Origin of the sequence: Sporomusa malonica, assembly GCF_900176355.1 — a bacterium.
GTDB classification, from domain to species: domain Bacteria; phylum Bacillota; class Negativicutes; order Sporomusales; family Sporomusaceae; genus Sporomusa; species Sporomusa malonica.
Window position 1 is genome coordinate 80,750 of sequence record NZ_FWXI01000014.1, and the last position, 24,749, is coordinate 105,498.

The 24,749-nt window shown below is 41.9% G+C and carries 24 protein-coding genes, 4 tRNA genes, 1 other RNA gene and 1 riboswitch; of the genes, 22 read left to right on the plus strand and 7 right to left on the minus strand.

The features are described 5' to 3' along the window. The first annotated feature begins 22 nt into the window (after positions 1 to 22). From thiH to rnpB, 3 genes are all read left to right on the plus strand, one after another. Positions 23 to 1,123 carry a 2-iminoacetate synthase ThiH gene (thiH, locus tag B9A22_RS15755; protein WP_084576908.1) on the plus strand — a complete coding sequence of 367 codons (1,101 nt, stop codon included), beginning with the start codon at positions 23 to 25 and terminating at the stop codon, positions 1,121 to 1,123. Positions 1,124 to 1,128: 5 nt separating this feature from the next. Further along, entirely contained in the window at positions 1,129 to 1,845 is a 717-nt protein-coding gene (thiE, locus tag B9A22_RS15760) for a thiamine phosphate synthase (protein WP_245824015.1), read from the plus strand. Positions 1,846 to 1,927: 82 nt separating this feature from the next. Further along, positions 1,928 to 2,281: RNase P RNA component class A (gene rnpB, locus B9A22_RS15765), an RNA gene on the plus strand. A gap of 161 nt (positions 2,282 to 2,442) precedes the next feature. On the opposite strand, the gene B9A22_RS15770 is transcribed toward rnpB, so the two are convergent. Continuing rightward, positions 2,443 to 3,003 (minus strand): nitroreductase family protein, encoded by a 561-nt coding sequence (locus tag B9A22_RS15770; RefSeq protein ID WP_084576909.1) that lies wholly within the window; start codon positions 3,001 to 3,003, stop codon positions 2,443 to 2,445. Between the two features lie 199 nt (positions 3,004 to 3,202). Between B9A22_RS15770 and B9A22_RS15775 the strand changes: the two genes are divergently transcribed. From B9A22_RS15775 to B9A22_RS15785, 3 genes are all read left to right on the plus strand, one after another. Further along, positions 3,203 to 3,874, plus strand: a complete 672-nt coding sequence (locus B9A22_RS15775; protein WP_084576910.1) for a TMEM165/GDT1 family protein — start codon at positions 3,203 to 3,205, stop codon at positions 3,872 to 3,874. A gap of 257 nt (positions 3,875 to 4,131) precedes the next feature. Next, a complete protein-coding gene (locus B9A22_RS15780) occupies positions 4,132 to 6,225 on the plus strand; it encodes a glutamine synthetase III family protein (protein ID WP_084576911.1) in 2,094 nt (697 codons plus the stop codon). Between the two features lie 267 nt (positions 6,226 to 6,492). Beyond that, positions 6,493 to 8,403, plus strand: coding sequence for a type I glutamate--ammonia ligase (locus B9A22_RS15785; protein ID WP_084576912.1), 1,911 nt, complete (start codon positions 6,493 to 6,495; stop codon positions 8,401 to 8,403). 60 nt (positions 8,404 to 8,463) lie between these two features. On the opposite strand, the gene tpx is transcribed toward B9A22_RS15785, so the two are convergent. Together tpx and B9A22_RS15795 are read right to left on the minus strand one after the other, a co-directional pair. Beyond that, entirely contained in the window at positions 8,464 to 8,976 is a 513-nt protein-coding gene (tpx, locus tag B9A22_RS15790) for a thiol peroxidase (protein WP_084576913.1), read from the minus strand. A gap of 29 nt (positions 8,977 to 9,005) precedes the next feature. After that, positions 9,006 to 9,383, minus strand: coding sequence for a molybdopterin-dependent oxidoreductase (locus B9A22_RS15795; RefSeq protein ID WP_084576914.1), 378 nt, complete (start codon positions 9,381 to 9,383; stop codon positions 9,006 to 9,008). Positions 9,384 to 9,513: 130 nt separating this feature from the next. Here B9A22_RS15795 and B9A22_RS15800 point away from each other — a divergent pair, with 130 nt between their 5' ends. From B9A22_RS15800 to B9A22_RS15840, 9 genes are all read left to right on the plus strand, one after another. After that, the gene (locus tag B9A22_RS15800; protein ID WP_084576915.1) at positions 9,514 to 10,023 is read left to right on the plus strand and encodes a ferritin family protein; all 510 of its coding nucleotides are present in this window, start codon (positions 9,514 to 9,516) and stop codon (positions 10,021 to 10,023) included. Positions 10,024 to 10,184: 161 nt separating this feature from the next. Then, positions 10,185 to 10,856 carry a nitrite/sulfite reductase domain-containing protein gene (locus B9A22_RS15805; RefSeq protein ID WP_084576916.1) on the plus strand — a complete coding sequence of 224 codons (672 nt, stop codon included), beginning with the start codon at positions 10,185 to 10,187 and terminating at the stop codon, positions 10,854 to 10,856. Positions 10,857 to 11,054: 198 nt separating this feature from the next. Next, a complete protein-coding gene (locus B9A22_RS15810) occupies positions 11,055 to 12,308 on the plus strand; it encodes a Zn-dependent hydrolase (RefSeq protein WP_245824016.1) in 1,254 nt (417 codons plus the stop codon). 136 nt (positions 12,309 to 12,444) lie between these two features. Next, complete coding sequence (locus B9A22_RS26345; protein WP_281252399.1) at positions 12,445 to 13,233, plus strand: 3D domain-containing protein; 789 nt, start codon at positions 12,445 to 12,447, stop codon at positions 13,231 to 13,233. 97 nt (positions 13,234 to 13,330) lie between these two features. Further along, positions 13,331 to 14,050, plus strand: a complete 720-nt coding sequence (locus tag B9A22_RS15820) for a L,D-transpeptidase family protein (protein ID WP_245824017.1) — start codon at positions 13,331 to 13,333, stop codon at positions 14,048 to 14,050. 108 nt (positions 14,051 to 14,158) lie between these two features. Further along, positions 14,159 to 14,308: riboswitch (cyclic di-AMP (ydaO/yuaA leader) on the plus strand. A gap of 60 nt (positions 14,309 to 14,368) precedes the next feature. Then, entirely contained in the window at positions 14,369 to 15,133 is a 765-nt protein-coding gene (locus B9A22_RS15825; RefSeq protein ID WP_245824018.1) for a 3D domain-containing protein, read from the plus strand. A 147-nt stretch (positions 15,134 to 15,280) separates the two neighbouring features. Beyond that, complete coding sequence (locus B9A22_RS15830; RefSeq protein ID WP_245824019.1) at positions 15,281 to 15,742, plus strand: DMT family transporter; 462 nt, start codon at positions 15,281 to 15,283, stop codon at positions 15,740 to 15,742. Between the two features lie 108 nt (positions 15,743 to 15,850). Continuing rightward, positions 15,851 to 16,984, plus strand: coding sequence for an acyl-CoA dehydrogenase family protein (locus B9A22_RS15835; protein WP_084576917.1), 1,134 nt, complete (start codon positions 15,851 to 15,853; stop codon positions 16,982 to 16,984). A 59-nt stretch (positions 16,985 to 17,043) separates the two neighbouring features. Next, positions 17,044 to 17,120 (plus strand) — tRNA-Val (locus tag B9A22_RS15840). Between the two features lie 107 nt (positions 17,121 to 17,227). Here B9A22_RS15840 and B9A22_RS15845 read toward each other — a convergent pair. From B9A22_RS15845 to B9A22_RS15860, 4 genes are all read right to left on the minus strand, one after another. Beyond that, positions 17,228 to 17,304 (minus strand) — tRNA-Met (locus tag B9A22_RS15845). A 9-nt stretch (positions 17,305 to 17,313) separates the two neighbouring features. Next, positions 17,314 to 17,389 (minus strand) — tRNA-Thr (locus B9A22_RS15850). Positions 17,390 to 17,391: 2 nt separating this feature from the next. Beyond that, positions 17,392 to 17,467, minus strand: a tRNA-Met gene (locus B9A22_RS15855). Positions 17,468 to 17,630: 163 nt separating this feature from the next. After that, a complete protein-coding gene (locus B9A22_RS15860) occupies positions 17,631 to 17,993 on the minus strand; it encodes a hypothetical protein (RefSeq protein WP_084576918.1) in 363 nt (120 codons plus the stop codon). A 93-nt stretch (positions 17,994 to 18,086) separates the two neighbouring features. Here B9A22_RS15860 and B9A22_RS15865 point away from each other — a divergent pair, with 93 nt between their 5' ends. The 7 genes from B9A22_RS15865 to rplT all read left to right on the plus strand — a co-directional run bounded on the left by B9A22_RS15865 (position 18,087) and on the right by rplT (position 24,624). After that, positions 18,087 to 19,691, plus strand: a complete 1,605-nt coding sequence (locus tag B9A22_RS15865) for a peptide chain release factor 3 (RefSeq protein WP_084576919.1) — start codon at positions 18,087 to 18,089, stop codon at positions 19,689 to 19,691. A 12-nt stretch (positions 19,692 to 19,703) separates the two neighbouring features. Beyond that, complete coding sequence (locus B9A22_RS15870; RefSeq protein WP_084576920.1) at positions 19,704 to 20,030, plus strand: GRAM domain-containing protein; 327 nt, start codon at positions 19,704 to 19,706, stop codon at positions 20,028 to 20,030. 79 nt (positions 20,031 to 20,109) lie between these two features. Then, positions 20,110 to 21,015, plus strand: coding sequence for a putative sporulation protein YtxC (gene ytxC, locus B9A22_RS15875; protein WP_084576921.1), 906 nt, complete (start codon positions 20,110 to 20,112; stop codon positions 21,013 to 21,015). Between the two features lie 324 nt (positions 21,016 to 21,339). Continuing rightward, the gene (gene thrS / locus B9A22_RS15880) at positions 21,340 to 23,250 is read left to right on the plus strand and encodes a threonine--tRNA ligase (protein WP_084576922.1); all 1,911 of its coding nucleotides are present in this window, start codon (positions 21,340 to 21,342) and stop codon (positions 23,248 to 23,250) included. Positions 23,251 to 23,495: 245 nt separating this feature from the next. Beyond that, positions 23,496 to 24,011: a translation initiation factor IF-3 gene (gene infC / locus B9A22_RS15885; protein ID WP_084576923.1), complete on the plus strand. Its 516-nt coding sequence runs from the start codon at positions 23,496 to 23,498 to the stop codon at positions 24,009 to 24,011. Between the two features lie 21 nt (positions 24,012 to 24,032). Then, positions 24,033 to 24,230, plus strand: a complete 198-nt coding sequence (gene rpmI, locus B9A22_RS15890) for a 50S ribosomal protein L35 (protein WP_084576924.1) — start codon at positions 24,033 to 24,035, stop codon at positions 24,228 to 24,230. Between the two features lie 40 nt (positions 24,231 to 24,270). Then, entirely contained in the window at positions 24,271 to 24,624 is a 354-nt protein-coding gene (gene rplT / locus B9A22_RS15895; protein ID WP_084576925.1) for a 50S ribosomal protein L20, read from the plus strand. The last annotated feature ends 125 nt before the right edge of the window (positions 24,625 to 24,749 follow it).

Genomic DNA, 24,749 nt, shown 5'->3' on the forward strand with positions numbered 1-24,749 from the left:
GGATATCTAGAGGAGGGATAGCATGAGTGTTTATGAAGAATTAGCCAAATACAGGGATTTGAATTTTGCCGATCTCTTTGCGCAGATTACTGACAGCGATATTCAAAGAATTATCAGTAAAGACCGTTTAACCGTCTTTGATTATCTGGCATTATTGTCACCTAAAGCTGAGAACCATCTTGAGGCTATGGCCCAGCAGGCGCATCGTCTCACCGTACAGCAGTTTGGACATATTATACTGCTGTACACACCGCTGTATTTGGCTAACTACTGTGTTAATCAGTGTGTCTATTGCGGTTTTCACGCCAATAATGCAATTGAGCGAAAAAAATTATCACTCGAACAAGTGAGAGCCGAGGCTGAGGCTATTGCCGCTACCGGTTTAAAACATATTCTGATTCTTACTGGCGAATCACGTCATCACTCTTCAGTTGAGTATATCAAAGAGTGTGTAAATACATTAAAAGATTACTTTACCTCCATTAGTATTGAAATTTATCCTGTTAACGTAGAAGAATACGTTGAGCTTGCTAACGCCGGTGTTGACGGCATGACGATCTATCAAGAAACTTATCATGAACAAACCTATGCTGAATTACACCCAGCCGGACCTAAACGTAATTACCGTTATCGCCTTGACGCCCCTGAACGCGCTTGCCAGGCTGGGTTGCGGGCCGTAAATATTGGTGCTCTTTTAGGTCTTAGCGATTGGCGGAGTGAGGCATTTCTAACGGGGGTGCATGCCGACTATTTGCAACGCAACTACCTGGATGTCGAGATAAGTATGTCGCCTCCCAGAATGAGGCCTCATGTCGGCGGCTTTCCGCCAAAGGTAATTGTGAGTGACAAGAATCTGGTTCAGTATGTGTTGGCCTTCCGGTTGTTTATGCCGCGCGGAGGAATAACATTATCTACCCGCGAGAGCGCTGAACTCCGTAATAATATGCTCAAACTTGGAATTACCAAGATGTCAGCTGGGTCGTGTACAACTGTGGGGGGGCATTCGGAGGACGGCTCTGTCCCCCAGTTTGAGATATCTGACGAACGCAGTGTAGCTGACATGGCCGCTATGCTATACTCTCAGAATTATCAGCCTGTATATAAAGATTGGCAGATGTGGTAATTGATATGAATCAATTAAAGGAGATCGTTAAGATGCACAAACCTGGGATGAGCAATTTTTTGACAACCGATATCTATGCTTTAACTGCCGAAGAATTTTCTCTTGGCAGAAATAATGTTGAAGTGGTAGAATTGCTAATTGCTGCTGGAATTAAGGTAATCCAATACCGAGAAAAGGATAAAAAGGCTGGACAAATGTATGAAGAGTGCCTGAAAATACGGGAAATAACAAGGAATGCTGGCGTTACTTTCATTGTCAACGATCATATCGATTTGGCGATCCTTGTTGCTGCTGATGGCGTACATATTGGGCAGAAAGATTTGCCGCCAGCTAAAGTTAGGGAGTTGATCGGTAGTGACATGATTCTTGGGTTGTCTACCCACTCGCCAGAGCAGGTCAAAGCTGCGGTAGCAATAGGGTGTGTCGATTATATAGGTGTTGGGCCAATATTTGCCACCCATACCAAAAAAGACGTTTGTGAGCCGGTAGGGCTTGCCTATCTTGAGTATGTTGCTAAAAACCATGAAATCCCGTTTGTTGCTATTGGCGGTATTAAGGAGCACAATATACAGGAAGTTAAACAGCATGGTGCTAAAATTTTTGTTTTAGTTACTGATATTGTTGGTTCTCCGGACATTCCAGCTAAAGTACGCTCAATTCGTCAAGCACTTAATAAAGTAGACTTAGCTTCAGATGGGGTTTTAACCCCACCTGAAGGTTAGTCATCGGATAAATAGTAATTGTCCTTAGTTTGACTTGTTGAGTAAATAATGCTATGATAAATATCCAAAATGATATAGCTTCTGAGTATGAAAGATGATCGCGCGTGCTTTATGCATTCGAGGAAAGTCCGAGCTCCATAGGGCAGGGTGCTGGATAACGTCCAGCGAGGGCGACCTCAGGGAAAGTGCCACAGAAATGTGAACCGCCTGGCATCTGCCAGGTAAGGATGGAACGGTGCGGTAAGAGCGCACCAGCAGTCAGGTGACTGACTGGCTAGGTAAACCCCACCTGGAGCAAGACCGAATAGGGAAGGGATGAAGCTGCCCGCTGAACCTTCCGGGTTGTGTCGCTAGAGCTGTCAGGCAACTGCCGGCCCAGATAAATGATCGTCGCCGCAAATGCGGAACAGAACTCGGCTTAATGACTACTCAGATAAAGAAAACACGGCTTGCGCTGAGCCTTTGGCGACAGCGCAAGCCGATGTTGCCTTATCCAGACGGAAAGTTATACTTTCTTACAGGACAAGCGAACGTAAAAACCCGCAACCTTATTGGCTGCGGGTTTTATGTCATCCTGATAGAAAGTATAACTTTCCTTTATTTCCAGAAGAGGATTTCTGGAGATTTCTTTGGAACTGCAGGCGGATTAACCTGAGGATACCCCACAATGATAGGGGCTACTGCTTCATAGTCAGCGGGAATGCCAAGTTCTTCTTTAACTTCAGATAGATTCAAAAATGGGCGGGCAAAGCCGATCCAACAGGTTCCAAGACCTAGACTGTGTGCAGTCAACATAAGATTTTGCGCAGCTAAACAGCAGTCTTCAGCGTTGTGCAGGCCCTCGGACTTTGCAAAGATAATCACAAGAGATTGCGCATTGTAAAAAATATTGAAGTCAGGATTTTCAAATGCCGCTTTATACTTGTTAAGCTGTGGAACTCTATCAAGCGAGTTTAAAAGAAATTGTTTACTACGATCAGAATATTCTTTCAAAATGGCGGCGTCTTGGATTACTGCATAGGCCCAAGGCTGAGAGTTCATGGCACTGGGAGCTTGGGTTGCTGCCACGAATAATTTCTCAATTATTACTTTATCTACTTTTGTATCAGTGTAACTCCGTACTGAACGGCGGTTGGCTAAGGCCTCAAGTAAATCCAATTGAAATCAATCCTTTCGATATCGACCGATTACAATGCCAGCTGTGTGTTCGTCTGGACATTTCTATGCGGTCATTGGTTAATTATATGAACATATTAGCCTAATCAATTTGAAATGTAAAGTTTTGGGGTTGAAAAATAACAAGGTTTTGGTCATACTATCACTGGTGGATTGATTACTTTCCAGGAGGGGAACTTTTTTGACAGCATTTATTACAGCGCTTACCTTTGTGGTCCTTGCCGAAATGGGGGACAAGACTCAATTGTTAGGTATGGCCTTTGCTACTCGCTATCCATGGCCTACTGTATTGTGGGGAGTTTTTGTAGCTACCATTCTTAATCATCTCTTCGCAGTAATTGTTGGCAGTTATATAACTATGTTTATACCATTACAATATGTACAGATTGCTGCTGCTGCATCATTTATCATATTTGGCTTATGGACAATCCGCGGTGATGAACTGAACGGTGAGGATAAAGCCACAAACCGCAGTCCTTTTTGGACAGTTACGATTGCCTTTTTTATTGCGGAAATGGGAGATAAGACGCAGCTGGCAACTGTTGCATTGGCTGCTCAATTTGCAAATGAAATTATACCTGTGTGGCTAGGAACTACGGCCGGTATGATGATAGCTAATGCAATAGGCATACTCATTGGTGTGGTTTTGGGAAAAAAAATTCCCGAGCGTCTGGTAAAATGGGTGGCAGCTATCATTTTTATCTTTTTCGGTGTATTTGGTCTATATGAATACTTACCACGCCACATTCTAACAACACCAGTCATGGTAGGAGGTTTAGCGGCAATTTTATTGTCAATGTTCCTTGTTGCCAGAATGAGTGGCGGCGCAAAGCTTCCCCGTGAGCAAGAATAGTTAATTTACCGCCAAAAAAAAATAAAAAAGTAATTTAATATCTAGACAAAGGACATTTTTATGCTATAATAAAAACATATTTAATAAGATTGAGTCAATGATGACTCCTCCACAAGTGATAAGTGGAGGAGTCTGTTTTTTTAGTTGTGTTTGCGTTATGTATACAAGAATGGGTTCTATAATTATTTGATAAAAATTTTTAAACATAAATTATTCAAAGTTTAATGCAAGATGAAAAATTGAAAGGGGTTTTTTTGATGAGCAAGCTAGGTAAAATTTTTGGTTCAAACGTATTTAATGATGCTGTTATGAAGGAACGTCTTCCTAAAGCTACTTATAAGGCTTTAAGGAAAACAATTGAAGAGGGTCTTCCTTTAGATCCAGCAGTTGCAGACGTAGTAGCTAGCACAATGAAAGATTGGGCGCTTGAAAAAGGTGCAACACATTTTACTCATTGGTTCCAGCCAATGACCGGCATAACTGCTGAAAAACATGATGCATTTATAGCACCAACTGCAGATGGTAAGGCTATAATGGAGTTCTCTGGTAAAGAATTAATTAAAGGCGAACCAGATGCTTCTTCATTCCCATCTGGTGGTCTTAGAGCTACCTTTGAAGCTAGAGGATATACTGCATGGGATTGTACATCACCAGCATTTATAAAAGATGATTCATTATGTATACCAACAGCTTTTTGTTCATACACTGGTGAAGCTTTAGATAAGAAGACTCCATTATTGCGTTCAATGGAAGCTTTATCAAAACAAGCGTTGCGTGTATTAAAAGCCCTTGGAAATACAACCGCAAATAAAGTTATTACAACTGTTGGACCAGAACAAGAATACTTTATTGTTGATAAGAAAACATTTGACCAAAGAAAAGACTTAATATTTACAGGAAGAACACTTTTTGGGGCTAAACCTCCAAAGGGCCAGGAATTAGAAGATCATTACTTTGGTTCACTCAAAGAAAGAATTTCTGCTTACATGAAGGAATTAGACGAAGAACTCTGGAAGCTTGGAATTTCTGCCAAGACTAAACATAACGAAGTTGCTCCTGCACAGCATGAGTTAGCTCCCATATTCACGACTACAAATATAGCAACAGATCACAACCAACTTACTATGGATACAATGAAGAAGGTTGCTTTAAGACATGATCTTGTGTGCTTATTACATGAAAAACCATTCGCTGGAATTAACGGTTCCGGTAAACATAATAACTGGTCTATGGGAACAGATGATGGAGTGAACCTACTTGAGCCAGGTCATACTCCACATGATAATGAGCAGTTTCTTGTATTCTTATGCTCAGTTATAAAAGCTGTAGATGAATATGCGGATTTATTAAGAGTATCAGCTGCAAATCCAGGAAATGATCATAGACTAGGTGCGAACGAAGCGCCTCCGGCAATTATATCAATATTCTTAGGCGAGCAATTACAAGACATATTAGAACAACTTGAAAATGGTGGAGCAACAAGCTCGAAAACTGGCGGTCACATGGAAATAGGTGTTACCACACTTCCCGCATTACCTAAGGATGCAACTGACAGAAACAGAACATCTCCATTCGCATTTACAGGTAATAAGTTTGAGTTTAGAATGGTTCCTTCTTCTGCCTCAATCGCTGCACCAAACTATATTTTAAATACCATAGTAGCTGAGGTATTAAGTGAAGTTGCTGAAAGATTAGAGAAGGCTACAGATGTAGAGGCTGAAGTTAAAGCAATTCTTACCGAATATGTAACTAAGCATAAGAATGTAGTATTTAATGGCAACGGATATTCAGATGAATGGGTAGTTGAAGCCGAAAAGAGAGGACTTCCAAACATCAAGACTACTGTAGAAGCCATTAAAGCATTAATTTCTGAAAAGAATATTGCAGTAATGGAGAAACATGCTGTATTAAGCAGAGTAGAAATGGAATCCCGCTATGAAATAGATCTTGAAAATTATATCAAGACTATTAATATTGAAGCTTTAACAATGATAGAAATGGCTAAGAGACAAATACTTCCTGCAGTTATCAAGTTTGCTACCAACCTTGCTGCTTCAATCAATACAATCAAAGCTACAGGTGTAGCAGCTGATTTAACAGCTCAAACTGAATTGTTAATAGAAGTGTCCTCATTAACCGCTTCATTAAAGAAAAATATTGCTGTACTTGAAGAAGCTGTAGAAAAAGCTTCAAATGCTCACGGCGATACTTATGCGCAAGCCTCATTATTCAGATTTGATGTATTTGAAAAGATGGGCACCTTAAGAGAAGTTGCTGATACACTTGAAACTTTAGTAGATAAAGATGTATGGCCAATGCCAACTTATGGAGACCTATTATTTAACGTATAATATATGATAAAAAAAGCCCTGACTTGATAAAAGTCGGGGCTTTTTTATGCAAAATTGACATGCGCGCAGACCCGTAATGTCTACTGGCTTGTAAACTCCTGGACAAATTGTATTTTTATGCTATAATAAAAACATATTTAAACCCTGAATCAATCCAGGATTCTTCCGCAAGTAGCAAGTGGAGGAGTCTGTTTTTTTACTTGTATTGACCAGGGAATAATGTGAAAACCTATACTGTAAGACATTCTGTGTATGAGGTGAAGAACAATGGTAAAAGATTTAGTGTATTTGATTCCTGCAGGCAAGTATGGCAAAGAAGAAATTATAAGCTTGCTCAATAATCACCCTGAAATCAAATTTGCTTCACTTGTTGGCATTGACCTGGCTGGCAATGACACTGATGAAAAAATTCCTATCAGTCTGTTCGCTAAAGATATGGAAGATTTCTATAATGGCAGCGCAGTGCAAACAGACGGCTCGTCAGTTGTTCTTACTGGCATTGCAACCTTAAACAATGCCAAGTTAGATATGCTTGCTGATGCTAGTGTTAACTGGTTTGTAGATTATAATTATGAACATATTGATGAGGAAACCGGTAAGCCTGTTGGCACACTTCGTATCCCGGCATTTTTGGTACATAATGGACTAAGAGTTGATTCGCGGTCAATTCTTGCTCAAAGCCTAGAGTATATTAGAGCTGAGTTAAAGGCGATTTTCCAGAAGAATGGTAAGATCGCCGGTTTAGAACATATCAATGGTGCTGATGTGGAAGATGTTGTTTTTACTGCAGCTACCGAACTTGAGTTTTGGGTAAAAACCCCGACTAATAAAGCTGAAGTAGAAGAGCTATCTGCTTCTCAGGTTCTACAAGAACAATACTGGCAGCGGACTCGCGGTAATGTTCGTACTGCCATGGAACAGGCCTTGCTGATGATGTCCCAATACGGTCTTGAGCCGGAAATGGGTCACAAAGAAGTTGGCGGTGTAAAAGCTACAATTGATGAAGCCGGTCACCTGACTCATGTTATGGAGCAACTTGAAATTGACTGGAAATTCTCCAATGCACTTCAGTGCGCAGATAATGAACTGCAAGCCAGGATCTTAGTTAAAGAGGCTTTCCGGGCGAATGGTCTTGAAGTAACCTTTAAAGCTAAACCGATTATTGGTGTTGCGGGTAGCGGCGAACATACTCATGTTGGTTTTGCCGCTAAACTTAAGTCCGGAAAAATTGTTAACCTATTTTCACCTGCCGATATGAAAGAATATTTCTTAAGTGCCATTGGCTATGGTGCCATTATGGGACTGCTGAAACATTATGAAGTGATAAATCCGTTTATTTCTTCTACTAATGACTCGCTTAATCGCTTGAAGCCTGGTTTTGAAGCACCGGTATGCATCGTCACCTCATTGGGACATACACCTGCTGTACCATCCCGTAACAGAACTATTTTAGCTGGCCTTGTCCGTGATGTTAATAATCCTATGGCTACCAGATTTGAAGTTCGTTCCCCCAATCCGTATACCAACACTTACATTGCACTAACTGCTATCTATATGAGTATGCTTGATGGCATCAAAGCTGCTGTTAACTCTGGTAAAACAGTAGAAGAATTGGATGCTGAGCTCTCCAAAGATGCCGGGGTACAAGGATTCTATCTTGAGACTGAACGGGCATATCGCAGCGAGCATGACGTATTCGATGATTACTCTGATGAAGAGCGTGACCGCTTGTTTGCCAAACCGCCAGCTACTGTTTGGGAGAATATGCAAAATATTACTAAATATCCTGAGAAAGTTAAAGCTCTTACTGCTGGGGAGGCTTTCCGTCCGGAACTTATTAAAGCTTTTGTTGCCGGTGCGCTTGTTCGGTGGAAAACTGAACTGTTAAATCGCATTATTCCTGAAAACCTCGATATTGTTAAAGATGCTAAACCTTTGCATGATGCTGACTCAGCTAGCGACCTTGATCTGAACAATTGGGACAAAATAAATACCCTCAGAGTCTATTTAGCTAAAGACTGCTTGTCACAAAAGAGTTTGTTTACCCGTATTAAAGATGCTATTGAAGCCGGTGAATTTGATATTGCATCAGAGCTTCAAATTGAAATGACAGATAAAGTAAGTGCTTTAAAAACTATTTATCGCCAATATAAGAAAAATATGATTCATATCTGCTAATTTGCTATCCGTCCATAAGAAAACTCCCAGTTATTACTGGGAGTTTTCTATATTTACATCTTATAAATATTGTTTTACAACCTCCATGATTTTTGGGTAGTTTGGTTGTTCCTCAATATTGGAAACATATTCAACATAACGGATAACATTTTCTTTATCAATCACAACGGCACCTCGGCTGAGCAAGCGCAGTTCCTCAATAACAAAGCCGTATTTTAAGCCAAAATCAAGATCCTTATGGTCGGATACAGTTTTAACATTACTAATCTCTTTAGCCGCACAGTAGCGTGTCAGCGCAAACGGCAAATCAACACTAATGGATAATACCAGAAGGCCCTCAATATTACCCGCATCTTGGTTAAACCAGCGAGTCTGCATATCACACACAGGAGTATCAATTGATGGTACTGCACTAATCACTCGTACTTGCCCTTTGGTATCACTTAGAGAGAGTGTTTTCAAATCTGGTGTTAATACTGTAAAATCAGGTGCTGTGTCTCCGACTTTCACCTCTTTGCCCAGAAGTGTCAGCGGATTACCGCCGAATTTAACGACATCGGTACGCTTGTCCATAAATAGTCCCCCTTAATATTAGAATTCAGTCACTTCACCGCCGCTAATTGACCGATATTGCCTGGTATTGAATCATAGGTTTCACCAGGCTCAATATCACCGCTGTGACTATAGCCTCTTAACTCCCAATAGCCCATTACATACTTTTCCACAAACTCGATTTTTACCAGCCATTTGCAGCTTTTATATCCCCAGAGATTGGGGATAAGCATTCTGAGTGGTCCGCCGTATTCATCTTCAAGCGATTCACCGCCTGCACCCCATACCAGCATCGAGGTTGATGCTGACAAATCAGTGAGCAGTACTGTAGTAGTATAGTCTTTAGCTCTTGAGAAGAGGGCATATCTTCTTACGCAAATCCATCCTTTCCAAGAATGATTATTGGGTATATAATAATAATGTAACATGACATTGCTAATTATTCACTATTTTTTGAAAAAAGTTATAAAAGTCACAAACTTCCAAAAGGAATTTGCTTGGAAATATGGAATATATCAGTAGATTTATAATATGCAAATAAAGGGAGGTTATATAATTATGGGAAAAAACGCCTGTGATATGGGCAATTTGTTCAGCGATCTGGAGGCTTTAAGAATCGCGATTGATATGGAGGCCCGTGGTCGCGATTTCTACAAAAAAGCGTATGATCAAGCTGAAACCAAAGAACACAAAGACTTGTTCATGCTACTTATGAATGAAGAAATTCAACATCACGATCAATTTACTAAGCTCTATAACAAGGTTAAAGAAAACCAACAAGTTGGTGAGGATTATCTGTTTGATCAAGAGACTTCCCGCTACCTTACTGTGCTTGCTGAACCATATGTTTTCCCTAAAGACAAAGCTGAGGAAAAATTTCCTGAATTTAAAAGTATTGCTGATATTTTAAGAGCGGCTATGCAGGATGAAAAAGATTCAATATTGTTCTATGATGCCTTGGCTAAATGTGCCAAATTTGAAGACGCCAGAAATGTGTTCAACCTCTTGAAATCCGAGGAGCAGACACACGTAGTAAAATTACGTGAAATGCTTGACGGTTGGGCTTAAGAATCGGATTTATTTATTTTAAAGTAAGTAAAATAGCGTCGTTTTGGCGCTATTTTTTATTTGAGAAAAAAAGTTCTTTCTTTTAGCAGGAATTTTACAAGAAACATCTAATTTATAATAATATTCCAATACATATAATTATCATATGGGAGGTTCGATTTATGGAACTTAAAACTGATTTACTTGAGAAAGGCGCTATTGTTCAGCGCGACAGAGAAACCTATGCAATTGCTCCTCATATTCCTGGGGGGGTTATACTTGATATTAATTTATTAAGAAAAATTGCTGATGTTTCTGAAAAATATGGTGCCAAAGCACTCAAATTGACCTCAGCACAACGGATTGCCATTGTTGGTATTTCTGAAGATAAAATTGACGCTGTTTGGGAAGATTTGGGGATGGAAAAAGGTGCTGCCGTTGGCCTGTGCGTCCGTAGCGTCAAGATTTGTCCTGCAACTCATTTCTGCAAGCGTGCTCAACAAGATGGACTCACATTGGGTCTAGAGATTGATAAATTGTATCATGGTATGGAATTGCCTGGTAAATGTAAATTTGGCGTTAGCGGCTGTACCAATTCCTGTGCTGAGGGTTGGGTTAAGGATATTGGCCTTATTGGTACCGCCAAAGGCTGGAAGGTTGTGATCGGCGGTTGCGCCGGCGCCAGAGCTAGAATAGCCGACCTGTTAGCTGAAGAATTACCCCAGGCTGATGTGTTGCCGCTCATTGAAAAAATTATTGCCTACTATAAGGCAACCGCTCGAAAACATGAGCGTATCGGTATGATGATTGATCGCTTAGGTTTAGACACTGTAAAACAAGGTATCTTGGCTTAATGAGTAGAGCGCTTGGTGTACCCAGGCGCTTTTTTCTTTTATCCTGTAAGAAAGTATAACTTTCCGTCTGGATAAGGGCAACATCGGCTTCCGCTTTCGCCAAAGGCTCGGCGCAAGCCGTGTTTTCTTTAGCAAGAATTATGGAATTTTTTCTAAAATAGCGGTATACTGTGAGTAAAGAATGTACTTAAGGGGGCGGTGGCTATTCAAGCTAATCATTCGCATACTATTGAATGGGTTCTTGCGCAGCTAGAGCATATAGCTCAGTTTGGCCAAGATAAGTCTGGCGTCACACGCCTGGCATTTAGCAAAGCCGATCATCAGGCGCGGCAGTACATCATTGAGCTTATGCAAGATATAGGACTTGTCGTACATGTTGATGCTATTGGCAACATTATCGGCCGGTATGAGCCAGAAGGTATTCAAGCACACGTGCCGGCTGTGGTGACAGGTTCCCATCTTGACACTGTCCCTGCAGGCGGCAAATACGACGGTGTACTGGGAGTAATATGCGGCTTAGCAGCTGTTAAAAGATTAAAGGAACGAAGTGATATTAAGCATCCCCTGGAAGTAGTGGTTTTTTCTGCCGAAGAGTCCAGCCGCTTTAACTTTGCGACGATGGGAAGTAAAGCCATGGCTGGTCTGGCAAATATTTCTTCCTGGAAACGAATTGTAGATCAGGAGGGAATAAGCTTTGCTTCTGAATTGGCGACCCTTGGCCTACAAATTGAACATATTGGGTCTGCCGCCCGGGCCAATAATAGTATTAAGGGATTTGTTGAACTCCATATTGAACAAGGACGAATTTTAGAACAGGGTCGAGTGAATATCGGCATAGTTGATAAAGTTTCTTCTCCTACTAGATTAAAAATAACAGTGACTGGAATGGCTGGCCATTCCGGCGGTGCCCCGATTGAAGAACGGCAGGATGCGCTGGTTAGCGCGGCTATGATTGTGTTAGCTGTCAGAAATATTGCTGCAGACTATGATTATCAGGGGTCAGTGGCGACAGTGACAATTCTAAAAACATTTCCAGGTGCAATTAACGTAATCCCCGGACAGGTTGAAATGTGGGTGGATATTCGTGGTACAGAGCATGGCAGCATAATTGAAATACTGCAAGAAATAAAGGATGCTATCAGTACAATCGCTGATGATAACGATACACCGGTAGCTATCGAGGTGCTCGCGTCAGAAAAACCGATGATACTTGACTATACAATAAATAAAACAATTGAAGATGTCTGCCAGAAGCTAAAACTGACAAGCTTGCGGCTTGATAGTCGTTCAGGGCATGATGCAATGAATATGGCTCATATCGCGCCGGCAGGATTAATATTTATTCCCTGCAAGGAGGGTGTCAGTCACAATGGCAGTGAATATGTTGCAAGTGAAGCTATTGCTGCTGGTCTGGCGGTTCTAACCGAAACTATCTACCAACTAGCAAAATAGAACTTTTCTTATATATTATTGCCCCTTGCTAAAGCAAGCGGGCTTTTTTTCTTGAAATTACCGCTATTAATTATGTTAACTGTATGATAAACTGTCATTCGAACCCAGACCATCAAATGAGAGGAGTATCGTAACATTGAAGAACAAGATAGCTGCTATCCTGTTGATGGTTTTCGCAATGCCGCTGCTTTCCTCGGCTCTGCCTAAGGCTGAGGCCGCGTTTTTGGAGGACAAGCTTGCCGAAGCCGTTGCAGGCAGCCCAACTGCCGCCCAAATACAAGAGTTGATCAAAATAAAAGATAGCCTGGGACAGGGCAATAAAGAAGCTTTGTGGGGTACAATTGCGCAGACTGCTATTGAACGTACAGGTAAAGCTAGTACAGTTAACGATATTGCCGCTGTGGCGGCACAACTGACAGGCCAAGACCAGACAGGCCTAAAGGAGAATATTGTTAAGGTGGTAGAGACCACTGTCCGCAGTAAAGTACAGGAGAAAGTCCAGACAGAGGTAACTGACCGTTTAGCCGGATACCAGAATGAATTCGCCTTGCTTTCGATGTTATTAAATAACAGCAATATCCTAACTCCTAAAGCTGTAGAGAATAATAACTCGCTTGCCGGTGCTCCGCAAAACTATCGTAAAATGCTTGATATGACAGCAACTGCTTATGGCCCTGGCCCGCTTGATAATGGTAAGTGGAATGATCTGACCTATGCAGGCGGTAAGGTGAAAAAAGGTGTAGTGGCTGTTGACCCTAATGTTATCCCTATGGGAACAAAATTGTGGATCGAAGGTTATGGCGAGGCCATTGCAGACGACCAAGGGAGCGCTATACAAGGAAATCGTGTTGACTTAGCTTTTAATACAAGACAAGAAGCTTTGGATTATGGTATTAAGAAAGTAAAGGTATATGTGCTTAATTAACCGGCTGAGGCCGGTTTTTCTTTATTGACTTCATATCCCTTTCTGTCAGTGCATATATTTTTGAGAAGAATAGCTGGTTGCAGGGAGGGAACACAGGGTGAGTTCTAAAGTATCGTTGAGATTTAGGCGCTCCCGTATATTTTATGGGATAGCTATCGTGGCCATCTTGAGTGTTGTTTTTGGTATTATTGGCTTTGAATATATGGATGAGCGAGAACTAGCTGCTATTGAGACTAATCAGCCTACTGAGGCGCCGCAGGGAAAAGTGAGTGTTGTAATAAAAATTCAATCAAGAGTGCTTGAAATATATAGTGATGACCAGTTATATAAAAAATATCGGATTGCTGTAGGTAAAGGGGAAACACCTACCCCTATTGGAGAGTGGAATGTAGTATGGAAGGATTACAACTGGGGGACAGGTTTTGGTACACGTTGGATGGGGTTAAATGTGCCTTGGGGTACATTTGGTATTCACGGGACTAATAAACCGTGGACAATTGGCCAATTCGCCAGCCATGGCTGTATCAGGATGCGCAACAAAGATGTTGAAGAACTGTTTGAGTGGATTCCTATTGGTACCCCGGTACGTATTGAGGGTCGAAAAATTAAGATAGAAAGGAATCTAAAATACAAGACATCAGGATCTGACGTAGTTGCCCTCCAGGTTAAGCTTAAAGAGTTAGGATACTTTCAGGGGCGAGCTGACGGTTTGTTTGGGGCTATGACTGAAGAGGCGGTAAAAGCCTATCAGGCAGAAAAAGGAATACCTGTTAACGGTGTAGCTACTAAAGAACTTTGTGCAACACTAGGAATATAGAAAGTAGTAAAGAATTTTAATGAAGATTTAACAATTGGCCGATAATAGGAGATAATCTGAAATTATAGCAGTTTACTGAATTTGACCAAGCTTGAATTTTCGTGTATTCTACTTATAATGCCGAATCCTTATAAGGTACGGGGGAACCAATAAAAATACAGGGGTGAATCCGCAAAAATATGCGGTAGGGCGTTCTCATGTTCCTTCTCTTTTGCCCGAATCCGACAGCTAACCCCGGAGGCTAAAGCTAATGAGGTTTTTGTTATTTGCACTGCATGACAACTAACTTCGGAGGCTTATTGTAAGAGAGGTGATACATTGAAAAAATCTTTTTTGGCAGCAATTTTTGCTGCTGCCCTGTTGCTTGGCGTTAGCATGCCTTTAGTGGAATCAGCTGCTGCACCAGCAGCTACTACAAAACCAGCAGCTACTACAAAACCAGCAGCTACTACAAAACCAGCAGCTACTACAACACCAGCAGCTACTACAACACCAGCAGCTACTACAACACCAGCAGCTACTACAACACCAGCAGCTACTACAACACCAGCAGTTACTACTGCACCACAACAGGAACAAGCTGCTCCTCTAACTGTGGGTACGCGGGGCGATGCTGTGCGAGCCGTACAAAAGTTTCTTGCAGATGGTGGATTTTATGCCGGGGAGATTGACGGTATTTTTGGTCCGGTCACCGCTAAGGCTGTAAAAGATTTTCAACACAGTACCAGTTTACAAGTTACTGGTGCTGTTGACAAAGAAACATTTACCTATCTTGAGCGTTTGGCTGGTGAGCCCAGTAGATACAGCCGTTCTCTTATTATGAGTGCGTCCGCCTACACTGCACATGATCCTGGCAATGGTAGTTATACATATCGAGGCAACCTCTTACGTAAAGGCATGGCTGCCGTTGATCCATCAGTAATTCCTTTAGGAACCCGGTTATACATCAAAGGATATGGCTATGCAATAGCTGACGATATCGGCGGCGCTATTAAAGGACAGCGAATTGACTTGGCTTTTGAGAGCCGTCGTGATGCTTTGAACTTTGGTGTTCAAAAAGTAACAGTCCTTATAATTGACTAAAGATCAGCAGGCTTCGGCCTGCTTTTTTTTGTATATATTGTTATCCATCACAGAATATTAAAAAGCCCCAAGTACTATACTACACTTATCCGATGACCAAGTCGTTGGAAGGTGGTCGGCTAAACTTTTTATACTATATACGGGGGCGTGTTGGGATTGAACCTAATCTCTGGTGAAATGCTGCCGCTGGTACTTGCTTTAATTTCCGGGGTGTTAATGGCGGTACAGGGTTCGCTTAATACTTCGTTAAGCAAGGCCATTGGCCTATTAGAAGCTACCTTTATTGTTCAAATTACGGGAACTATTTTAGTGATGATATTACTGTTTATATTTAACCTGGGAAAAGGCAATTTGTATGCATGGCAGGACGCACCGTGGTATTCCTGGCTGGGCGGTATTATTGGTGTAGCCATAATATACCTGGTAGCTGCCAGCATACCAAGTGTCGGTGTGGCCAATGCCACCACGGCCATCATTGTTGGTCAGGTATTAACGGCTATCATTATTGATCAGTTTGGCGGATTTGGTCTTGAACGTATGGCTTGCAGCCCAAAACAGGTAGTTGGACTGGTATTACTCGCAGTTGGCGCTAAAATGTTGTTAAAATAGTACATTTTTTTTATTTTTTTGCATTAAGGTGTTAACAAAGAAAAAATTATGCGGTATACTTATCATTAGTATTTTTTGGTATTATGCTAACAAACAAGGAGGCAAAGCATGGATTTTAACTTTACTCCCGATCAACTGGATCTACAAAAGATGGTAAAAGATTTTGTTGCAAAAGAAATCACGCCTCACGCTTTAGAGATGGATAAAGAAGGTGTGGTTCCGCCTGAATTGTGGAAGAAGCTTGCCGAGGCAGGCTTGCTCAATTTAACTGTTCCTGAAGAATATGACGGGCCTGGTCTTGATGCGGTTTCAATTGCTCTTATATATGAAGAATTAGGCAAAGGCTGTGCAGGTGTAGCCACGACAACTGCTGCTAATGCGTTAGCTTCCTATCCGGTCGTGTTATTAGGTACTGATGAGCAAAAAAGAAAAATGTTTGAGGTTATCAATAATGGTAAGCTGGCTGCTTTTGCTCTAACCGAACCTGGTGCCGGTTCAGATGCTGGGGCAGTTGCAACGACCGCTGTCAAAGACGGCAGCGATTATATCATTAATGGCACTAAGTGCTTCATTACCAATGGTGGTATTGCCGATATCTATATTATATTTGCCAATACTCGCAAAACAGCGGGTATCCGCGGCTTAACGGCCTTTATTGTTGAGAAGGGTACACCAGGCTTCTCTATTGGTAAAGAAGAAGAGAAAATGGGTATAAGAGCATCTAATACCTGCGAATTGGTTTTGGAAAACGTGCGTATCCCGGCTAGCAATAGAATTGGCCGTGAAGGTGAAGGCTTTAAGGTTGCAATGAAGACGCTTGATGCTGCTCGTCCATTTGTTGGTGCAGTGTCAGTAGGCTTATCGCAAGCTGCATTTGAACTTGCTGTTAAATACTCGAAAGAGCGGGTACAATTTGATAAGCCAATTGCTTCATTCCAACTTGTACAGGCCATGTTGGCTGATATGGCTATGCAAATTGAGGCTGCTCGCCTGTTGGTTTATAAAGCCTGCTGGATGAAAGATCAGGGTGTTCCATATGCAAAAGAATCGGCTATTGCCAAATGCTTTGCCGCTGATACTGCCATGAAGGTTACTACCGATGCTGTGCAAGTGTTAGGTGGCTATGGCTATTCTAAAGAATACCCGGCTGAGAAATATATGCGCGATGCTAAAATTATGCAGATTTACGAAGGAACCAACCAAATACAACGCTTGGTAATTGCCAATAACATCCTGTACTAATTTGCAATTTTGATGCTTGACTTTTAAAGTTGACCGTAATATAATTACAAATATGTTAGGGGACTATAGCTCAGTTGGTTAGAGTACTACGTTGACATCGTAGGGGTCACTGGTTCGAGTCCAGTTAGTCCCACCAGTACATAACGGTTCACAGGTTTTTGCCTGTGAACCTTTTTGATTTTTTTTAAAAATACTAAAACAAAAAAACCTTGCCATAACCGGCAAGGTTCTAAAAATCTAATATGGTGGCGGCGCAGGGATTTGAACCCCGGACACTTCGGGTATGAACCGAATGCTCTAGCCAGCTGAGCTACGCCGCCAAACAAATATGGAGCTAGTGACCGGGATTGAACCGGTGACCTTATCCTTACCAAGGATACGCTCTACCGACTGAGCTACACCAGCATTGGTTGCGGGGACAGGACTTGAACCTGTGACCTTCGGGTTATGAGCCCGACGAGCTACCAACTGCTCCACCCCGCGATATTGGCTTTTTACCACAAAGTAGATTATATAGCACGACAGATACTATGTCAATGTCTTTTTGATTAACTCATGTAGTAATTATTGGATTTTCATGTGCCGTTGACTACTAGCAATTAATGGTGTATATTAAATTATTGTACTGTTTACGTTATTAAGAGGTTTATTCTCCGATGAATTTGTTATAAAAGTAATCTGGATTTACAGCACAGGGCACAACGGCATGGAATCTCAGCCAATCCTGACCAGATATATGTTTGCTTAGCAGGTAGGTTTTTGCTGGAAAGTCCCGCTCATCAACAGTGAGAAGTTGATCATCTTTCATAGCACTGTCAAGATCATCTCGCGAAAAACGGTCAGTATAAAAATACTGTTCAATTGATTTAAGCTTGCCATCATTATCATAAACTGCGTCAAAATATACAGCGCCGCAATCGACAGTAAACTCATAGGCGCCGTCTTCTGAAAGCGCACGGCCATCAATACAAACTTTTTTGACTGGCAGTTGACTCATGTGTATACTCATAAGTGTCCCTCCATTAATAGTCTCAATATGATTATGCCCGGTAATAGGACAGTTATGCCGTAGAAATAATATAATTAACCTTAGGAGGCAATAATGTCAAACCTTGCTCCCGAAACTAATAAACGACGCACCTTTGCTATTATATCTCACCCTGATGCCGGTAAAACAACGTTAACAGAAAAGTTACTGCTTTACGGAGGTGCCATTCGCCTGGCCGGTTCGGTAAAGGCTAGAAAAGCGCAAAAACATGCCGTATCAGACTGGATGGAGATTGAAAAGCAGCGTGGTATTTCAGTAACATCAAGTGTGCTTCAATTTGATTATGACGGTTACCGTGTTAACATATTAGATACCCCTGGTCACCAGGACTTTAGTGAAGATACATATCGTACGCTGATGGCCGCCGATAGTGCAGTTATGCTCATCGATGTGGCTAAAGGTGTTGAGGAGCAGACAAAAAAACTGTTTCAGGTTTGTAAACAACGGGGAATACCGGTATTTACTTTTGTTAATAAGCTTGACCGCTATGGTCGCAACCCTTTTGAACTGATGGAAGAAATCGAAAATATTTTAGGAATTCGCGCCTTTCCGATGAACTGGCCCATTGGAATTGACGGTAATTATAGCGGGATATACGTACGCAAAGAAGCCAAGATTGAGTTGTTTGAACGCGGCGGTGTACACGGTCAATGGGCCTTGCCATCAACACAGGGTAGTGTAGATGACCCCGCTTTTAAAGAAATTCTTGGCGCTGACATTCATCAAGCGCTGTGTGATGACATTGCGCTTTTAGATGCAGCAGGCGAAGAATTCGATTTTGATAAAGTAGCCCGTGGGGAACTTACCCCCATGTTCTTTGGTAGCGCAATGACTAACTTCGGAGTACGTTTATTTTTGGAAGACTTTTTGGAGCTGGCACCGCCGCCTATGCCCCGAGTATCCTCAGAAGGGTTGATTAACCCCAGCGATGATAATTTTTCGGCGTTTGTCTTTAAAATTCAGGCTAATATGAATCCAGCCCATCGTGATCGTCTGGCCTTTATGCGGATTTGCTCAGGTAAGTTTGAACGAGGCATGACAGTCTATCATGCTCAGTCCGGTAAACCAGTAAAGTTAGCTCAACCGCAGCAGTTTTTGGCTCAGGAGCGGACAATTATTGATGAAGCTTATCCAGGAGATATTGTCGGTTTGTTTGACCCTGGGATATTTGGTATTGGCGATACTTTATGCCAAGAAGGTTTTAATTTTAAATTCCAAGACTTCCCCGTGTTTCCGCCAGAACAATTTGCCCGTGTACAAGCTAAAGATACCATGAAGCGCAAGCAATTTGTTAAAGGTATGACTCAACTGACCCAGGAAGGGGCTGTCCAGGTATTTCGTCAGCCAGATTATGGGGTAGAGTCTTTTATCATTGGGGTTGTTGGTTCTCTACAGTTCGAAGTGCTTGAATACCGTCTAAAACATGAATACGGTGTTGATATTTTAATGAACCGGCTGCCATACTCTGTAGCCAGATGGCTTAGCGGTGAAAATATTGATGTAAAGTCTATGAAAAATATGGATAGCGGGCTTTTTGTGCAAGATATTAAAGATAGACCGGTCGCTTTGATCAGCAATGAATGGCAGCTCAGATGGGTCATGGAACGCAACCCAGACATTGAATTTTTGGTTGTGCCTGAAGATGCGCGGCTTGTCTAAGGGAGGGTTTGTATGTATAGCTTCCCGTTAGAAGCAGATGAGACCATTGTGAAAAAGTGTCTTGCGAGTTATAGCTGTGACGGAGATGTTTTAAGCGGAGCGCTCTACTTAACAGATTATCGGCTGGTATTTGTTGGCTATGCCCTCAGCATAAGCAATAAATATATGGATGAGGTGCCGCTGGCCCATATTAAAGAATTGCGACCTGAAAAGACTTTTTTCCTTATCCCTAATGTGCTTAAAGTCGTTACTATCAAAGATAAAGTAATTAAATTTGTTATAAAAGGCCGGAATCAATGGCTTGAGGAGATTTACAAGCAAATAGACATGGTAAACTAAACCGCCAAAACACTTCATCCCCCTCATTGTATGCAAATACACTGTGGAACATATAATATATGGGAAGGGAGTGAGGGTGGTGAAGTTACTTTCGATCGGCCTGAACGGGACAACTGGAAATATCAGGGAAAAACTGGAAAACGACTGTAAAACGCTGACCCAAGAAGGCTTCCGGGTAGTCATAGAAGAGCTTGATAAAGGCGGTTATAAATTTCTCGGCGTAAATATCAGTGATGGCGAGCTATCTTTTCGTAATTATGAACGGATAAAGAGTATGCTAAGAGGTAGTGTATCGCAGATACTGGCCGACTGGATTATAACTAATGAAGAAAACAAGCTTATAAATAAAATTGTTACCAGCAACTATTTTTATTTTAATAACGACGAACGCGCTGTGGTCGAATCCAATGCCATGAAAGCGTTGAGTGTTAGCCCAGCTACCCGGTATGACTTAGTTCTGTCACGAATTTTAGATTATCTTGATAATCACCATGAGTTAGTACTTGACGGTTTTATGAATTTTAGGCTTAAGGATTATCGCCTCCAATTGTCTGAGGTTATTGACAAAGTGGTCGATGACTTCATGATGGAACTCGAATATAAGGAATTTATACGAGTTTTGCGCTATTTTGTTGATGTTCAGGAGCCGCGAGTGGAAGAAGCGCATGTGGTTATCAGCGGCATCGGCGTGTTCAAAATATACGACTCACAGCGCAAAATAATAAACAATCAATACCTGGAAAATGCTGTGCTGCAAAGCCAGAGTGCAGGCGATTCAACTAACCTTAATTATGAAGATTTATTAATAAGCGCACTGATTACCATTGCACCTCATAATATTATGGTACATAGCACCAACCGAGTTAGAGATCAGGAGGCATTAGAAACAATAAGAAGTGTTTTTGATGGCCGGGTACTATTATGTGACGGATGTGAAATGTGTGTAGCCGACTATACAGGAAAATCTACTCATACCGAGTTATAGCCTTGACAATGGTTTTGAATTGGTATATAATTTTTGATAATTAAACACTGCGATTAACAGTAATGCCGAGGACAAGATGAAGTATTGAAAGGCGTTCCAGAGAAAAGATGTCATAGGCTGTAAGCATCTTTACGCAAACCAAGCGTTCATTACCACCTCGAAACTGCTTAGCTGAACAAGTACGTGTAAGCTGAGCCGGGGGATAACTCCCCGTTATCAAATACTGAGATGGCATTGCGCCAAGCAGGGTGGAACCACGGGTATAAAACTCTCGTCCCTATAGGGAATGAGAGTTTTTTTATTTTGTTAAGGAGGCTGCCGAACATGAACAAAATTAAGATGACGTTAAAAGACGGAGCAGTGCGCGAAGTCGAACAAGGAATAACACTGGCCCAAGCTGCTGAATCAATTAGCCGCAATTTAGCTAAAGCAGCGTTAGTTGCCAAGGTAGACGGTAAAGTAATAGATTTGTCTGCCAAACTTGAAAAAGATGCAGCAGTCGAATTTTTGACATTTGAAGATGCTGAAGGCAAAGATGCTTTGCGGCATACATCATCGCATATTCTGGCCCAAGCTGTTAAACGCCTATATGATGATGTTAAGATAGGAATTGGTCCCGCGATTGCGAACGGTTTCTATTATGATTTTGATACTACCCATATTTTTACTCCTGAAGACTTGGGAAAAATTCAGGCCGAAATGGAAACCATAGTTAAGGAAAACCTGCCGCTTGAACGCCGGACAGTCAGTCGCGATGAGGCAATTGAGCTATTTGGCGAACAAGGTGAGGTATATAAACAGGAACTTATTCGTGATTTGCCAGAAGATGTGCAAATATCGCTGTATAAACAAGGCGAATTTGTTGACTTATGTGCAGGACCCCATGTTCATTCCACTGGACGTGTTAAAGCTATCAAGCTTCAAAGCATTGCCGGTGCCTACTGGCGTGGGGACGAAAAACGGAAAATGCTGCAGCGTATCTATGGAACATCATTTGAGAAAAAAGCAGACCTAGAAGCTTATATAACTATGATGGAAGAGGCGGCCAAGCGTGACCATCGCAAGTTAGGGCGTGAACTCGATCTGTTCAGTATTCAGGATGAGGGCCCGGGCTTCCCATTCTTTCATCCGAAGGGTATGGTTATCCGGAATGAGCTGGAAGCCTTTTGGCGCAAACTGCATGTAAAGTACGGCTATCAGGAAATCAAGACCCCGATTATTTTACATCAAAAACTATGGCAGCAGTCAGGTCACTGGGATCACTACCGGCAGAATATGTATTTTACGAAAATTGACGAAGAAGGTTATGCAGTAAAGCCCATGAACTGTCCGGGCGGTATTCTGATATATCGCACACAGCACCATAGTTATCGTGATTTTCCGCTGCGCACCTGTGAGCTAGGACTTGTTCACCGCCATGAGATTTCTGGAGCGTTGCACGGACTTATGCGAGTGCGCAGTTTTACACAGGATGATTCTCATATTTTTATGCTTCCGTCGCAAATCAAGGCTGAAATTAAGAAAGTTATTGAGCTCTTTAATACTGTGTACAGCGTATTTGGCTTGTCCTATCACGCTGAGTTGAGTACCAAACCGGCAAAGGCTATGGGTTCTGATGAGATATGGGAAACTGCGACAACTGCGCTGAGAGAGGCGTTAGAAGAGCTTGATATGCCTTTTAAAATTAATCCCGGGGATGGCGCTTTTTATGGCCCCAAAATTGACTTCCATCTGAAAGATTCCATTGGCCGTACTTGGCAATGCGGTACCATTCAGCTTGATATGCTAATGCCAGAAAAATTTGACTTGACTTATATTGGCGAAGATGGCCTTAAGCATCGTCCGGTAATGATTCACCGCGTGGCCTACGGAAGTATAGAACGGTTTATCGGGATTCTAATCGAACATTTCGCCGGAGCTTTCCCCATTTGGCTTGCGCCCGTGCAGGTTAAGATTTTGCCAATAAGTGAACGGCATGCTGATTACGCTAGAGAAATAGCTCAAGAAATGCGTGACCAGGACATTCGTGTGGATGTTGATGACCGTAACGAAAAAATTGGGTACAAAATTCGTGAAGCCCAGTTAGAAAAAGTTCCTTATATGCTGGTTGTCGGTGACAAAGAAGCTGAGACGCGTTGTGTTGCTGTTCGTAAGCGCGGCCAAGGCGATATTGGTGCAATGCCTGTTGACAGCTTTGTTACCACAGTGATTGCCGAGATTGCTGCTAAAAGTTGATATTTTTAAAGAAAACAACTTGACTTCTATGGTATAAGGTGTTAATATTATCAAGTAAATTGAATCGATTTTAAAGCAGAAGCCATCCGCTTCTCACCTTACAGCGCCTGCAGGGTAGTTAGTAGGGTATTATCAAGCAAATCATTATTGGATTGTGCTGTTACGCGGGTGGTTTATGCCATCCGTTTTTTATTTTAGCAAAGTATATTAGGAGGTGAGCGGCAATTAGCAAAGAAACTTTAAAGATGAACGAAGAAATTCGGGCAAGGGAAGTTCGGTTAGTTAGCAGCACTAATGAGCAGCTGGGGATTATGTTGCTGAGAGACGCGTTGCGTTTGGCAGTGGAGCAAAACCTTGACTTGGTGGAAGTAGCACCAACAGCTAAGCCACCAGTATGCCGGATTATGGATTTTGGCAAATTCCGGTATGAGCAGCAAAAACGCGACAAAGAAGTCAAAAAGAAGCAAAAGGTAGTTGCGCTTAAAGAAGTTAAACTCCGTCCCAACATTGAGGACCATGATTTTAACGTTAAGCTAAAGAATGCCCAGCGCTTTTTAGAAGACGGCGACAAAGTCAAAGTAACCATCATGTTCAGAGGACGTGAACTTTCTCATCCTGAACTTGGCAAACAAGTGCTGGTAAGAATGGCTAGCTTGCTTAAAGAGATGGCTAATATCGAACGTGATGCCAAGCTCGAAGGTAAAAATATGATTATGATTGTAGCTCCAAAGCCCAACAACAATACGCAATCTAGCACATAAATAGAAAGGGGATATCCAACCATGCCAAAAATGAAAACCCGCAGAAGCGCTGCTAAACGTTTCAAAGTAACTGGTAGCGGTGAATTTAAACGCGCCAAAGCCTTCAAGAGTCATATTCTTGAGAAAAAGTCTCCGTCCCGTAAACGCAACCTGCGTAAAGCAGCTATGGTTAGCAAATCTGACCATGACCGCGTAGTGAAAATGCTTCCTTACGCCTAAAGTATATAACAATTTATAAGTACATCAGGAGGTATGTGACATGCCAAGAGTTAAAAAAGGCGTTACTGCACATAGACGTCATAAGAAGATTCTTAAATTAGCCAAAGGTTATCGCGGTTCTAAGAGCAAGCTGTTCAAAAAAGCCAACGAAACAGTGATGAAAGCGCTGTACTATGCGCGTCGTGACCGCCGCGCCAAGAAAGGCGACTTCCGTAAACTGTGGATTACCAGGATTAATGCTGCCGCTCGTATTAACGGCATTTCTTACAGCCAGCTTATCAATGGACTCAAAAAAGCTGGTGTAGAAGTTAACCGCAAAATGCTGGCAGATCTGGCAGTTACCGATATGGCTGCATTCGGCAAGCTGGTAGGCACTGCAAAAGAGCAATTGTAAGTTTTTAAAAACTCTCGGAATATTTCCGAGAGTTTTTTTGCGTCCTTAATGCATAATATATATATATATTGGAATTACTAGTAAACAAATCCAGAAAAGTATAATATAAGCTGAAAAATTTGATT

Bases quoted from the DNA above. Each gene is read 5' to 3' on its own strand.
- B9A22_RS15805 (WP_084576916.1), top strand. From the start codon at position 10,185: ATGGAACTTAAAACTGATTTACTTGAGAAAGGCGCTATTGTTCAGCGC.
- thiH (WP_084576908.1), top strand. From the start codon at position 23: ATGAGTGTTTATGAAGAATTAGCCAAATACAGGGATTTGAATTTTGCC.
- B9A22_RS15835 (WP_084576917.1), top strand. From the start codon at position 15,851: ATGGATTTTAACTTTACTCCCGATCAACTGGATCTACAAAAGATGGTA.
- thiE (WP_245824015.1), top strand. From the start codon at position 1,129: ATGAATCAATTAAAGGAGATCGTTAAGATGCACAAACCTGGGATGAGC.
- thrS (WP_084576922.1), top strand. From the start codon at position 21,340: ATGAACAAAATTAAGATGACGTTAAAAGACGGAGCAGTGCGCGAAGTC.
- B9A22_RS15800 (WP_084576915.1), top strand. From the start codon at position 9,514: ATGGGAAAAAACGCCTGTGATATGGGCAATTTGTTCAGCGATCTGGAG.
- B9A22_RS15795 (WP_084576914.1), bottom strand. From the start codon at position 9,383: ATGTTACATTATTATTATATACCCAATAATCATTCTTGGAAAGGATGG.
- B9A22_RS15780 (WP_084576911.1), top strand. From the start codon at position 4,132: ATGAGCAAGCTAGGTAAAATTTTTGGTTCAAACGTATTTAATGATGCT.
- rplT (WP_084576925.1), top strand. From the start codon at position 24,271: ATGCCAAGAGTTAAAAAAGGCGTTACTGCACATAGACGTCATAAGAAG.
- infC (WP_084576923.1), top strand. From the start codon at position 23,496: ATGAACGAAGAAATTCGGGCAAGGGAAGTTCGGTTAGTTAGCAGCACT.
- B9A22_RS15865 (WP_084576919.1), top strand. From the start codon at position 18,087: ATGTCAAACCTTGCTCCCGAAACTAATAAACGACGCACCTTTGCTATT.
- B9A22_RS15860 (WP_084576918.1), bottom strand. From the start codon at position 17,993: ATGAGTATACACATGAGTCAACTGCCAGTCAAAAAAGTTTGTATTGAT.
- B9A22_RS15785 (WP_084576912.1), top strand. From the start codon at position 6,493: ATGGTAAAAGATTTAGTGTATTTGATTCCTGCAGGCAAGTATGGCAAA.
- rpmI (WP_084576924.1), top strand. From the start codon at position 24,033: ATGCCAAAAATGAAAACCCGCAGAAGCGCTGCTAAACGTTTCAAAGTA.
- B9A22_RS15870 (WP_084576920.1), top strand. From the start codon at position 19,704: ATGTATAGCTTCCCGTTAGAAGCAGATGAGACCATTGTGAAAAAGTGT.
- tpx (WP_084576913.1), bottom strand. From the start codon at position 8,976: ATGGACAAGCGTACCGATGTCGTTAAATTCGGCGGTAATCCGCTGACA.